The sequence below is a fragment of the Agarivorans sp. genome (genome assembly GCF_050295395.1).
GTDB lineage: Bacteria > Pseudomonadota > Gammaproteobacteria > Enterobacterales > Celerinatantimonadaceae > Agarivorans.
Map to the genome: position 1 here is coordinate 1 of NZ_JBNKPP010000303.1, position 11594 is coordinate 11594.

Annotated in this window: 12 protein-coding genes; 6 read left to right on the plus strand and 6 right to left on the minus strand. The window is 45.5% G+C overall.

Annotated features, from left to right (window positions below):
• Positions 1 to 245 precede the first annotated feature (245 nt).
• Entirely contained in the window at positions 246 to 1976 is a 1731-nt protein-coding gene (locus tag ACQY6Q_RS18195) for a sugar phosphorylase (protein ID WP_427983611.1), read from the minus strand.
• 406 nt (positions 1977 to 2382) lie between these two features.
• On the opposite strand from ACQY6Q_RS18195, the gene galU reads away from it, so the two are divergent.
• Positions 2383 to 3207, plus strand: coding sequence for a UTP--glucose-1-phosphate uridylyltransferase GalU (gene galU / locus ACQY6Q_RS18200; RefSeq protein ID WP_427983625.1), 825 nt, complete (start codon positions 2383 to 2385; stop codon positions 3205 to 3207).
• A 31-nt stretch (positions 3208 to 3238) separates the two neighbouring features.
• On the opposite strand, the gene ACQY6Q_RS18205 is transcribed toward galU, so the two are convergent.
• Positions 3239 to 3724 carry a GNAT family N-acetyltransferase gene (locus tag ACQY6Q_RS18205; protein WP_427983612.1) on the minus strand — a complete coding sequence of 162 codons (486 nt, stop codon included), beginning with the start codon at positions 3722 to 3724 and terminating at the stop codon, positions 3239 to 3241.
• Between the two features lie 277 nt (positions 3725 to 4001).
• On the opposite strand from ACQY6Q_RS18205, the gene rdgC reads away from it, so the two are divergent.
• The 4 genes from rdgC to ACQY6Q_RS18225 all read left to right on the plus strand — a co-directional run bounded on the left by rdgC (position 4002) and on the right by ACQY6Q_RS18225 (position 7747).
• A complete protein-coding gene (gene rdgC, locus ACQY6Q_RS18210; protein WP_427983614.1) occupies positions 4002 to 4910 on the plus strand; it encodes a recombination-associated protein RdgC in 909 nt (302 codons plus the stop codon).
• A 176-nt stretch (positions 4911 to 5086) separates the two neighbouring features.
• Positions 5087 to 6454, plus strand: a complete 1368-nt coding sequence (gene yegQ, locus ACQY6Q_RS18215) for a tRNA 5-hydroxyuridine modification protein YegQ (RefSeq protein ID WP_427983615.1) — start codon at positions 5087 to 5089, stop codon at positions 6452 to 6454.
• A gap of 3 nt (positions 6455 to 6457) precedes the next feature.
• A complete protein-coding gene (locus tag ACQY6Q_RS18220; RefSeq protein WP_055732255.1) occupies positions 6458 to 6730 on the plus strand; it encodes a YfhL family 4Fe-4S dicluster ferredoxin in 273 nt (90 codons plus the stop codon).
• A gap of 144 nt (positions 6731 to 6874) precedes the next feature.
• Positions 6875 to 7747 carry a mechanosensitive ion channel family protein gene (locus ACQY6Q_RS18225; RefSeq protein ID WP_427983617.1) on the plus strand — a complete coding sequence of 291 codons (873 nt, stop codon included), beginning with the start codon at positions 6875 to 6877 and terminating at the stop codon, positions 7745 to 7747.
• Here the strand turns inward: ACQY6Q_RS18225 and ACQY6Q_RS18230 are convergent.
• Both ACQY6Q_RS18230 and ACQY6Q_RS18235 read right to left on the minus strand, forming a co-directional pair.
• Positions 7744 to 8418, minus strand: coding sequence for an LrgB family protein (locus ACQY6Q_RS18230; protein ID WP_427983618.1), 675 nt, complete (start codon positions 8416 to 8418; stop codon positions 7744 to 7746). The genes ACQY6Q_RS18225 and ACQY6Q_RS18230 overlap by 4 nt on opposite strands.
• Positions 8418 to 8831 (minus strand): CidA/LrgA family protein, encoded by a 414-nt coding sequence (locus ACQY6Q_RS18235; protein WP_427983620.1) that lies wholly within the window; start codon positions 8829 to 8831, stop codon positions 8418 to 8420. The genes ACQY6Q_RS18230 and ACQY6Q_RS18235 overlap by 1 nt, the downstream gene beginning before the upstream one ends.
• Before the next feature lie 91 nt (positions 8832 to 8922).
• Between ACQY6Q_RS18235 and ACQY6Q_RS18240 the strand changes: the two genes are divergently transcribed.
• Positions 8923 to 9933, plus strand: coding sequence for a 2-hydroxyacid dehydrogenase (locus tag ACQY6Q_RS18240; RefSeq protein WP_427983622.1), 1011 nt, complete (start codon positions 8923 to 8925; stop codon positions 9931 to 9933).
• Positions 9934 to 10088: 155 nt separating this feature from the next.
• Here ACQY6Q_RS18240 and ACQY6Q_RS18245 read toward each other — a convergent pair whose 3' ends face one another.
• Together ACQY6Q_RS18245 and ACQY6Q_RS18250 are read right to left on the minus strand one after the other, a co-directional pair.
• A complete protein-coding gene (locus tag ACQY6Q_RS18245; protein ID WP_427983623.1) occupies positions 10089 to 10619 on the minus strand; it encodes a serine O-acetyltransferase in 531 nt (176 codons plus the stop codon).
• Positions 10620 to 11000: 381 nt separating this feature from the next.
• The coding region (locus ACQY6Q_RS18250) for a 5'-nucleotidase C-terminal domain-containing protein (RefSeq protein ID WP_427983624.1) at positions 11001 to 11594 on the minus strand (594 nt) is incomplete at its 5' end.

Here is an 11594-nt window from a genome sequence, read left to right on the forward strand (position 1 = left end):
GCAATCATCTTAAATTTAAGCTCAAACCGCTGAGTCACCTTACTAGTAAGCATTGGTGAGTCTTGAGGCAAGCGGAAATTTCCAGACTCACTGTCGTTATCATAACGTCTAGACTTTCAGTCAACGAAACAAACATCTGACTCCGTCTAGGCTGAACGAGCCTACCCCGTGATGCGAGTTCATCCTGCTTGCTAGCGATTTGCTGAACTTTGCTTACGCTATCAATAAGCGGCACTCTGTGCTGGCTACTTGGACGCTTCAGGCTCGGACACCAACCACAATACCTGATAGGGCTTCAACTTATATTCTTGCAACAGCACAGTTTCATCACTAAGTAAGTCCTTACATTGCTGCTGATAAGCTTGTGGAAGCTGAACATGATGGTCGATAGATTGGGGGTGTTTGGTTAAATTAAACACCGCCAATAATGATTGATATTCTGCCTGTTGCTTGCCTGTCGGCGCATCACCGCGCTGCAATACAAACAGCGCATCGCCGCAATCATACACTCGCTGCGCCGATTCAGGATGAAAGGCACTAATACTTTTACGCAAGGCCAGCAGCGCACGATACCGCTGAAACACCTGTGCCTGAGCACTGTGCTCTTGAGACAACAGCTTTTCAAACTCACTTCGCTGCCAGCGATGACGGTTGATTGAGCGGGTTCGCCCAGTTTGCTCCACTAAGGCTTGGTCGTTGGCAGTGGCCGTTAAACTGTGAATATAAATGCCGGGGATCCCCTGTAAACTCAATAGCAATTTTTGGCTACACAAGAAACGTTCAACCTGCCATTGGTCAGAGCCCGTTCGCGTCCCTTGCAGAGCATCAAACAAAGAAATGTTTAACTCATAAGGATTTTGCGTACCGTCACCATTTGATTTCATGCTGACAAAACCGCCAAAATTGTGCACCGATTCAGCTAAATCCATGATTTCATGCTTGGGAATAATTTGCTCTACCGCCCTCACCCCAATGCCATCATGCGAAGCCACAAAGTTAAAATAATTACAGCCTTTAGGCAGCGCCACCAAATCACGCGCCCAAGCCGTTAAATAGTGTCCATTACCCCGGTTTAAAGCATGTAATAAAAGAGGGGGTAAGGCGAATTGATACACCATGTGAGCTTCGTCACCTTGCCCAAAATAACTCACATTTTCTTGGTGAGGTACGTTGGTTTCGGTAATCAACACCATATTCGGATCTAATTGCTCCATCACCCAGCGGAGTAATTTAACAATTGCATGGGTTTGCGGTAAATGAATACAGTTACTCCCCAATACCTTCCAAACAAAGGCCACCGCATCTAAACGAACAAAACGCGCCCCTTGTTTTAAATAAAAAATGAAAATATCGACAAAGGCGGTCAACACCTTGGGATTAGCAAAATCCAAATCAATTTGGTCATCGCTAAAGGTGGCCCACACATGTTTTAAACCTTGACGAGTGTAAACATCAACGATTAAAGGACTGGTGCGGGGCCGTGTCACCGCGCTGTAATCAAGCTTAGGATCAGATTCAATAAAATAGTCTTGGCCTTCTCCAGTGCCGTTAACAAAGTCATTAAACCATAGACTCTGCCGCGAACAGTGGTTCATCACCAAATCAAACATCAATTCAAAATCTTGATTAAGCGTCTTAATATCGTCCCAATCACCCAATTTATAGTTAACTTGGTAATAATCGATAACCGAAAAGCCATCGTCTGAACTAAAAGGAAAAAACGGTAGAATGTGCACCGCACTCACTAATCCGCTAAGGTACTCCCCCAAAAACTGGTGCAAACTTTGTAGCGGACTTAAGTCTTCACTCAGTACACTGTCACCATAAGAGATTAAAATAACGTCTTTCTCAGACCAACTTTGATAACGGGGAAACCCGTGCTGAGCCTCCGCTACTTTTTGTTGTAGCAAAGCTGGTAAATTCTCATCTAAGCTTTCACCGTAGATTTCTTGTAACAACAGTTCTAGTTGATCCATACAGGGCCCTCGTTGGTGATTAACGCTATAAATAAACCAATTACTGTGCCAACCCCTAAAAGGCAACTAAGCTTTAGAGCAACATCAAGATAAGACACTGTTTTTACTAAAATAAAAATCAATACCTTAGTCAAGGATGATGACAACTACCGTCTTAACGTTAAACTGAGCTAAATAATGTGCATTTTTAAAGCAGCATTATGATGCATAAGTCGAAATTGCACCAACACAGTGCAATTTCGACTATAAACCACACAACAGCAATCTTAAGCAAAACAATAAATTATATATTTAACAATAATTTACATAATTTAAGGTGGCTAACGGCACCGCTTTTGCTGGGTAAAGAGTAGACATTTAATCAAGCAAGACCTCGAGTCGATGCTGAAAAGGAGTTCCAATGACCATGATAAAGAAATGTTTGTTTCCCGTTGCTGGCTATGGCACCCGCTTCCTTCCCGCTACTAAATCCATGCCTAAAGAAATGCTTCCCATTGTTAACAAGCCTCTAGTGCAATATGGCGTAGAAGAAGCGGTGGCGGCTAAAATGACAGATATGGCCTTTATCACCGGCCGCGGTAAAAGGGCGATTGCCGATCACTTCGATATTAGTTACGAGCTAGAAAATGAAATTGCCGGTACCAGCAAGGAAGCCTACCTTAAAGAAATTCGCCATCTTGTAGATAACGTTAACTGTACTTATACGCGGCAAAAGAAAATGATGGGCTTAGGCCACGCAGTATTGTGTGGTGAAACCTTGATTGGTCAGGAGCCTTTTGGGGTGGTGCTCGCCGACGACCTCTGTTTTGGGGATGATGGCGGCGTCTTAGCTCAAATGGCCAAACTGTATCAGCAATTCCGCTGTTCAATTATTGCCGTGATGGAAGTGCCTAAAGAAGAAGCCCACAAGTATGGCATCATTGAAGGTGAAGCCTTACGCGATGACCTATTCCGTGTCACCTCTATGGTAGAAAAACCACCACAAGGTGAAGAACCATCTAACCTAGCGGTGATTGGTCGTTACATTCTCACTCCCGATATATTTGGCCTGATCCGCGATACCAAACCGGGTAAGAACGGTGAAATTCAGCTAACCGATGCACTGCTCACACAAGCGCAAAATGGTTGTGTGATGGCCTATAAATTTAAAGGTAAACGTTTCGATTGCGGCAGTGTGGAAGGCTTTGTTGAAGCCACCAACTACTGTTTTGAAAATCTTTACGGTAAATAAGACTGATGCCGGCGCGAGAGCGTCGGCTTTTTCATTCAACTAATACTGGGTAAGGATTAAAGCCCATGTGTACCAAAGGATATCCAGTATAACGCTCTGGGCGTTTCCACAATATTTCAAAGCGGTGACGTAAATAAAAGCTCAGCGCCGAGGTATTATCGGCAAATAGATGCAACTCCAAACGAGGTCGCAAGCTTTTAGCTAATTCCAATAGCTGCGAACCAATGCCTTTGTTTTGCCAAGATGGTGCAACAAACAAGGCAATTAGCTTATGCTCCACCAAAGCCAGAAAACCACACACTTGCTGGTCAACTTCCGCCACCCACACTTCCGCTTTGTCTTGATATAAGCGTTGTAGTGCCTCTTGCCGTTCCCACCAATATCGACTAGGCAGAAAGTCATGAGCACGCAAACTGGCTGCGAACCATATTTCACTAATATCGTCATAGTCGCAGGGTTTAGCTTTGCGTAGGGTTAAGCCCAAAGCGTTGGTGTAAGAATTCAATACATCTGCCATCCACTGGTGCTAAAGAACTTTCATTATGGTTAGCCAGTCAAAAATCAGATGTGAAATAGATCCAATTTCACCGGCTGAAGCAAGACCAAGATCACAAGCATTAACAAAAGTATTAAGAGCAATATTTAACCAAGCCTTAATTAATCTTACAAAAATATAAATCGTCAGTAGGATCTACGCGGCTTCGGCATGTCAAAAAAAGCATAATTGCTGCCTGACATGTCAATCAGTTTTGTTAGAATAGCCGCCCGCTAATTTATCAAAGAGCTATTCCGTTATGTGGTTTAAAAATTTAATGTTGTTTCGAATTACCAAGGAGCTTGATCTTGAGCCGGAAAAGCTAGACGCAACCTTGAGCGAGTTAAGCTTTAGCCCCTGCGGAAGCCAAGATCTCAGCAAGTTTGGCTGGGTCGCGCCAATGGGTAAGTTTGGCCACAGCATGGTGCATGTGGTGGGTAATGAATATCTACTATGTGCTAAAAAAGAAGAAAAAATGCTGCCAGCCTCGGTGATCCGCGATTCTTTACAAGAAAAAATTGAGCAGCTTGAGCAGGAACAACAACGCCCGCTGAAAAAAGCCGAGAAAGATGCATTAAAAGAAGAAATCGTAATGAATCTGCTACCTCGTGCCTTTTCTCGTAGCAGCTTAACCTACGCCTGGCTAAGCCCCGAACACAATTTAATTGCAGTTGATGCTGGCAGCGCGAAAAAAGCCGAAGAAGTGATTTCACTGCTGCGTAAATCGCTAGGTAGCTTGCCAGTCAGCCCAATTAAACTAGCGAATCAAGCCGATGTCACCATGACCGACTGGCTGAATGAACAAGCCATTCCAGCTCAATTTGAACTAGGTGAAGAAGCCGAACTGCGCAGCGCGTTAGAAGGCGGTGGTATTATTCGTTGTAAAGAGCAAGACTTGTTCAGCGACGAAATCAAAGTGCACTTACAAAACGACAAATTCGTTACCAAATTAGAACTTACCTGGGCCGACTCTATTCGCTTTGTGATCAGTGAAGACATGAGCATTAAGGGGGTGAAGTTCACTGATACTATCACCGAGCAAAACGAAGACATCGATAAAAGTGATGTGGCCGCACGCTTTGACGCCGACTTCGCGCTCGCGAGTGGTGAACTCAGCAAGATGATCCCCGACCTTATCGCCGCGCTAGGTGGCGAAATAAGCAATTAAACACGTCGTTCTGCGTACCACTATTCACCACGCCAAGAGGCTATTTACCAGCGGCCTCTGTGGCTGGTGAAATTTTAAGCAAAGCATTGCAAGCCTAGTCTGCTCGGCGTACAATGCGCGCCCTTATGTGCTGCTTGCAGCCTCTCTCAATGATTCGACTAAGACCCGGAGCTTTGATGTTTACACCTGAACTACTGTCACCCGCTGGCACCCTAAAGAACATGCGTTACGCTTTTGCCTATGGCGCAGATGCGGTTTATGCGGGCCAACCCCGTTATTCTTTACGCGTACGTAATAACGAATTTAACCACGAGAACCTTGAACTGGCGATTAATGAAGCCCATGCTCAAGACAAAAAACTCTACGTGGTAAGCAATATTGCGCCCCATAACGCCAAGCTAAAAACTTACCTGCGCGATATTGAGCCAGTGATTGCAATGAAACCCGATGCTTTAATCATGTCCGATCCGGGAATGATTATGATGGTTCGCGAAGCTTTTCCTGAGCAGAGTATTCACCTATCAGTACAAGCTAACGCGATTAACTGGGCCACCGTTAAGTTTTGGCAGCAACAAGGGGTAGACCGAGTGATTTTATCCCGTGAGCTATCGCTGGATGAGATCGAAGAAATTCGCATGCAAGTGCCAGAAATGGAACTCGAAGTATTTGTGCATGGCGCACTATGCATGGCTTACTCAGGCCGTTGTTTGCTATCTGGCTACATTAACAAACGCGATCCCAACCAAGGAACTTGCACTAACTCTTGCCGTTGGAAATACAACGCCCACGAGGCCAAAGAAAACGAAGTGGGTGACATTATTGCTGCTCAACCACAAATTGTAGAGCCCACTCTAGGCGCTGGCGCACCTAGCGACCAAGTGTTCTTACTCCAAGAGCAAGGTCGTCCTAACGAATACATGCCTGCTTTTGAAGATGAGCACGGCACCTACATCATGAACTCAAAAGACCTACGGGCAATCCAACACGTAGAGCGCCTTACCAAAATGGGTGTACATTCGCTTAAAATTGAAGGCCGCACTAAATCGTTCTACTACTGTGCGCGTACCGCTCAGGTATACCGTCAGGCGATTAATGATGCGGTTGCAGGCAAGCCTTTTAACCCTAACCTAATGAGTACTTTGGAAAATCTGGCTCACCGCGGTTATACCGAAGGTTTCTTGCGTCGTCATACGCACGACGAGTACCAAAACTATGACTATGGTTATTCGGTCAGTGATACGCAACAGTTTGTTGGTGAAGTGGCGGGGCGTAACGCCGCAGGCCTTGCTGAAGTCACCGTGAAAAACAAATTTGTCTTGGGCGACACCCTAGAGTTAATGACCCCACAGGGCAACTTGAACTTTAAGCTAGAACACCTCGAAAACAAAAAAGGTGAGCTAATTGATGATGCCAAAGGCAGTGGCCATACGGTATATCTGCCAGTGCCAGAGAATGTTGAGCTAGACCACGCCTTATTAATGCGTAATCTTAGCTCTGGTCAGAATACCCGTAACCCTCATCAAGCTAGTGAAGTAAAGGCTTAAGTAATGGCTTTACTGATAAGCAAGAAGTGCATCAACTGTGACATGTGCGAGCCCGAATGCCCCAATCAGGCCATCTCTTATGATGGCGTGATTACGGTGATCGACCCCGCTCGCTGCACCGAATGTAAGGGCCACTACGACCGCCCTACTTGCATAGATGTATGCCCCATTGATTGCATTTCAGTTGACCCCGCCCATGTAGAAACCGAAGAGCAACTTTACGACAAGTTTGTTGCACTACACGGTGACTTACTGATAGCCAAGGGCGCGGTATAAAACGCTACTAAGGGAAGTGGCACACGCCCTTCCCTTGCTTTTCACTCACCCCTCGCAAGACCAACAACAAAACTACGCTATTTTTTCTCGCCAATAGTAAACTATAAGCAATAAAAAACGACGCCGACATAACAAGGAACGGTAATGAGTTTTGATAAAATTTTTGAATTGCTCGCCACCCCGGTATTTTCCATCCAAGAGAAAGCCGTTACTGTGGGCGATATTCTACTGCTCCCCTTGATTCTACTGATCAGCTACTTAGCGCTTAAAACCCTGATCAAAGTCATTGTTAAACGCATGACCAGTAAAGGGCTCACTCCCGATGTGGTGCATTTAGTCAGTCGAATCACCTACATCTTAGGCATAGTGGTCATGCTGGTGATGACCTTAGAGCTGATCAACATCCCCATCACCGCCTTTGCCTTCTTATCCGGTGCGGTGGCTATTGGCGTAGGTTTTGGCGCGCAAAACATTATCAATAACTTCATTAGTGGTTGGATCTTAATGTGGGAGCGCCCGATAAAAATCGGCGATTTTTTGGAAGTCGATGGCGTCAAAGGCAACGTAGAGGCGATCAATACCCGCTCCACCCGCATTCGCCGTACCGACGGCGTACACTTGCTGATCCCCAATAGCAAGTTGTTAGAAAACACCGTGATCAATTGGACCCTAATCGACAATAAGGCGCGTACTACCGTTAGCGTTGGCGTGGCGTATGGCTCACCCTGCCGCAAAGTAGCAACATTGATTGAGCAAGCGGTGAGTGAACAAGACGCAGTATTAAACAGCCCCTCTCCAGTGGTGATTTTTAACGACTTTGGCGACAACGCACTAGCCTTTGTCGCCTACTTTTGGATGGAAGCCAATATGGAAGGGCAAATTCGCCAGGTGAGCAGCGAAATTCGCTACCGCATCGATGAATTATTTGCCGAAAACGACATTGTTATCGCCTTCCCACAACGTGATCTTCACCTAGACGGCGAGCTCACCATTAAGCGTGGCAAAAATAAGGCTTAAGCCAGCAGCGGTACTAAAATCGGACAAAGCATGGCGCTGAAGGTAGCGCTTAATACCAAGGCCAAAGCTCCATAGGCGCCCTGCTGGTGGCCTTCTTCGGCAATTCTAGCGGTACCTAAGGCGTGACAAGCAGTACCCATGGCAATGCCCTGCGCCTTGGAGGAGTGCACCCCACATAGCTTCAACACAGGGCTACCGATCACCGCGCCAACTAAACCGGTAAACAGTACAGCGATAGCGGTTAAGGCCGCTTCACCCGACACTTGGTCACTGATCAATACCGCGATCGGCGTAGTCACCGATTTTGGCGCTAAGGAGGCAGCAATGGTTGAGCTTGCGCCAACCGCCAAAGCAACCACAACAGTGCTAATAATCGCAATCAATGCAGACAACAAAATAATCACCATAATTTGCGGTAATTCACGTTTAATATCATTGAGTTGCTTATACAAAGGTACCCCTAAGGCCACCACTGCGGGCTCTAATAGTTGGGTTAACCAGCCGCTATATTGGTTGTAATCACTGAAGGAAATATCCAAACTGAGCAAAGCTGCGACGAGAATCACCAAGGTAATTAACACGGGGTTTAACCAAGAAATAGCCAAACGCTGCTGCAAAGCACGCGCAGCAACAAATAGTCCAATGGTAAGAGGAAGATAAAAGAAGTTCATTATTGCGCCCCTCCCTGATGCTGCTCGGCATCGTCCTTAAGTTGAACCCGTCGCTCCCAATACTGATAAAAGCGTCCCACAGCCACCAACAATATCAACGTGGCCAAGCCACAGGTGAGCAACATCGCCGGCAAAGCCTGTAATAAAGTTTCAATATTTTCCACTAAACCAATACTAATGGGTACAAATAGTAAGGACATCCAGCGTACAAACTGGTTCGCCGTTCGCTCTACCCAAGTCAGCCTGATCCAACGTAATTGCAAGGCCGCTGTTAACAGCAGCATCCCCATAATACTGGCTGGAAGCAGTTCACCACTGGCTTTGCTTAACAATTTCCCAAGCCACAAGGCTGCGTAAATAATCAAAAGACCTGAAGGAATTTCCAGCAATAGTGATTTGTGAAACTTTCTCATGATTACCTGTCGATTTTATGACTTAACAAGGCTATTATGTAATAAAATTACAAAACAAGCTATAACTAGCTAATTGTTGTAGGAGCAAATTATGAAGATCAGTTTTTTCAGCGCCAAGCGCTATGACCGTGAGCACTTTGATGCTCAAAATGCTGCTTCCACCTTTGACATAGAATACTTTGATACCGCCCTATCGGCAAAAACGGTACGTCTCGCCCACGATGCCGATGCGGTTTGTGCCTTTGTTAACGATGATCTCTCTGCCGACACTCTAGAGGCGCTGCACCAACAAGATATCAAGCTAGTATTACTACGCTGTGCCGGCTTTAACAACGTAGACCTTAGTGCCGCCGAACGCTTAGGCATTACCGTATCACGAGTGCCGGCTTATTCGCCAGAGTCTGTTGCCGAACACGCCATTGCCCTTATGATGACGCTAAACCGTCGCATTCATAAAGCCTACCAACGCACCCGCGACGCTAACTTCTCTTTAGAAGGCCTAACCGGAATCAACATTTTTGGTAAAACCGCTGGGGTGGTGGGTACCGGTAAAATCGGCTTGGCCACCGCGCGTATTCTTAAAGGTTTTGGCTGTAAAGTCATTGCCTACGACCCTTACCCTAACCAAGCGGCAATCGACTTAGGGGTAGAATATGTGAGCCTGCCTGAGCTACTCGCACAATCAAAAATCATTACCCTGCACTGCCCGCTCACCGCTGAAAACACCTATTTGATTGGCAAGTCGGCCTTTGCTCAAATGAACAAAGGCACGCTACTGATTAATACCAGCCGTGGCAAATTGGTCGATTCTAGCGCCTGTATTGAAGCCCTTAAAGATGGCACCCTTGGCGGCCTAGCTCTAGATGTGTACGAACATGAAAAAGAGCTGTTTTTTGAAGATCTCTCGTCTGAAGTGATTCAAGATGACGTATTCCGTCGTTTATCCGCCTGCCACAACGTAATTTTTACCGGCCATCAAGCCTTTTTAACGGAAGAAGCCCTGTGCAGCATTGCCGACACCACCCTCAGCAACGCTCAAGCTTTTAGTGAGGGCAAACGCAACGGCAACGAAGTGACCCACCAAGTAGTAGATAATAGCTAAACTGTAGCAAGTAAACATCCCAATGGTTACGTTGTTAACCTAGTTGTCCCTCAACGTACACGCATCTTATGGCGTGTACGTACCTATTCCAATAACTTCGCTTTTACGCACTTTGAGCCATTAAGTTGCGCTTAGCAGAACAGTTATACAATTGCCTACCCGGCAATTTCTCCTATAGGTTTGGCGGGATTACCAACTACGACAGTATTTGCGGGAATACTTTTAACCACAACCGAGCCCGCACCAACTATTACGTTATCACCTATAAGTACATCACCTAGGATAATGGAACCTGTTGATAAACGTACATGGCTACCAATTACCGGGCATTTGGCGTCGTTACTGCCACCGCCTTTAGCCCCAACAGTAACACCATGATAAATAGTTAAATAATCGCCATATTGAGCTTTTTTATTCAATACAATCACGCCAAAATGTGGCAAGAATAGCCCTTTGCCAATAACTGTAGCTCTAGGAATTTGCACACCTGATACAATTCTAATTATTTTATATATAGGTATAGATAAGTACTTTACTAATCTATTTCTGCTATTTGACAAACGATAAAAAACAACAATTAAAAAAGTCGTTCTTATGCACAACCATATTAAACGCTTAATCTTTGAAAAATCTTCCAACTCGTGCTCACTGACATACACTTGATAGTCATGATATAAAGCCGACATACTCACCCCATTAAAATAATTACAACACCATGCCACTGTGCATTTTTAGTTTATTTACAAAACCACCTAGGCTCGCTTACCAATAAAGCCAGATTCCTTTTGAACAGCCACTCTCCCTTTCACAAATACAGTCACATCAAATCTAAGCCCTGCTCAATCCACCATAGGCTGTGCGCTATTCCTTTTTTAGGCAATTAATATCGACAACTCACGCGGTGCATGCATAACCAAAGGCTAATTACACCTGTTTATCCCCCTAAATAGAGGGGAAGCATCAGCAGTAACACGTCAATTGAAACTAGAGAAGGTATTATTAAAGTCACCTTTAGTTTATTAAGTCAATAAATAAGATCTCTGCTTAAGTCTACCGATACCAATGATTTAATCGTAAGAAATCTCTCCAGAATCTTGGTAGTCGGCGGCATTTATTGGGCTATGTTGCTGTAAATAGTCTTTTAGAACTTCGGCGTCGACAAACCCCGTATCAACAAAAGCGCTATGCTCGGTGAGTTTAGGATAGCCATCGCCACCGGCGGCATTAAAACTGGGAACAGTAAAACGGTAGACCCTAGTTTCATCTAGCGCTTGGCCAGCTATCTTCAGCTCACTAATTCGCCCTTTACTAAGAGAAAAACTAATTCCAGAGAACTGTGCATAAGCGCCAGTATCAACCGGCATGTGAGCGACCACATTCAGGTAGTCAAGCAGCTCTCCCCCGCTCATGTCCACATAGGTAAGGGTATTGGAGAAAGGTTGCACCGTGAGTACGTCTTTGTAGCTGATATCCCCTTCCTCAATTGAGGCTCGAAGCCCACCGGAATTCATCACCGCAAAATCGGCGTTAACCCGTTCGCGGTGAGCGCTAGCAATTAAACGCCCTAGATTAGTTTGGCCAAAACGCACCGCCTCCCTATCTCCTACTAAGCGACCTTGGAGTTGCGCTATTTTCACTGCTAGCTGCTTCTGGCCACGCTG

Excerpts from the sequence above, each read along its gene's own strand:
- galU (WP_427983625.1), top strand. The coding sequence starts at position 2,383 with ATGATAAAGAAATGTTTGTTTCCCGTTGCTGGCTATGGCACCCGCTTC.
- ACQY6Q_RS18225 (WP_427983617.1), top strand. The coding sequence starts at position 6,875 with ATGAGTTTTGATAAAATTTTTGAATTGCTCGCCACCCCGGTATTTTCC.
- ACQY6Q_RS18205 (WP_427983612.1), bottom strand. The coding sequence starts at position 3,724 with ATGGCAGATGTATTGAATTCTTACACCAACGCTTTGGGCTTAACCCTA.
- yegQ (WP_427983615.1), top strand. The coding sequence starts at position 5,087 with ATGTTTACACCTGAACTACTGTCACCCGCTGGCACCCTAAAGAACATG.
- ACQY6Q_RS18245 (WP_427983623.1), bottom strand. The coding sequence starts at position 10,619 with ATGTCGGCTTTATATCATGACTATCAAGTGTATGTCAGTGAGCACGAG.
- ACQY6Q_RS18230 (WP_427983618.1), bottom strand. The coding sequence starts at position 8,418 with ATGAACTTCTTTTATCTTCCTCTTACCATTGGACTATTTGTTGCTGCG.
- ACQY6Q_RS18220 (WP_055732255.1), top strand. The coding sequence starts at position 6,458 with ATGGCTTTACTGATAAGCAAGAAGTGCATCAACTGTGACATGTGCGAG.
- rdgC (WP_427983614.1), top strand. The coding sequence starts at position 4,002 with ATGTGGTTTAAAAATTTAATGTTGTTTCGAATTACCAAGGAGCTTGAT.
- ACQY6Q_RS18195 (WP_427983611.1), bottom strand. The coding sequence starts at position 1,976 with ATGGATCAACTAGAACTGTTGTTACAAGAAATCTACGGTGAAAGCTTA.
- ACQY6Q_RS18240 (WP_427983622.1), top strand. The coding sequence starts at position 8,923 with ATGAAGATCAGTTTTTTCAGCGCCAAGCGCTATGACCGTGAGCACTTT.
- ACQY6Q_RS18235 (WP_427983620.1), bottom strand. The coding sequence starts at position 8,831 with ATGAGAAAGTTTCACAAATCACTATTGCTGGAAATTCCTTCAGGTCTT.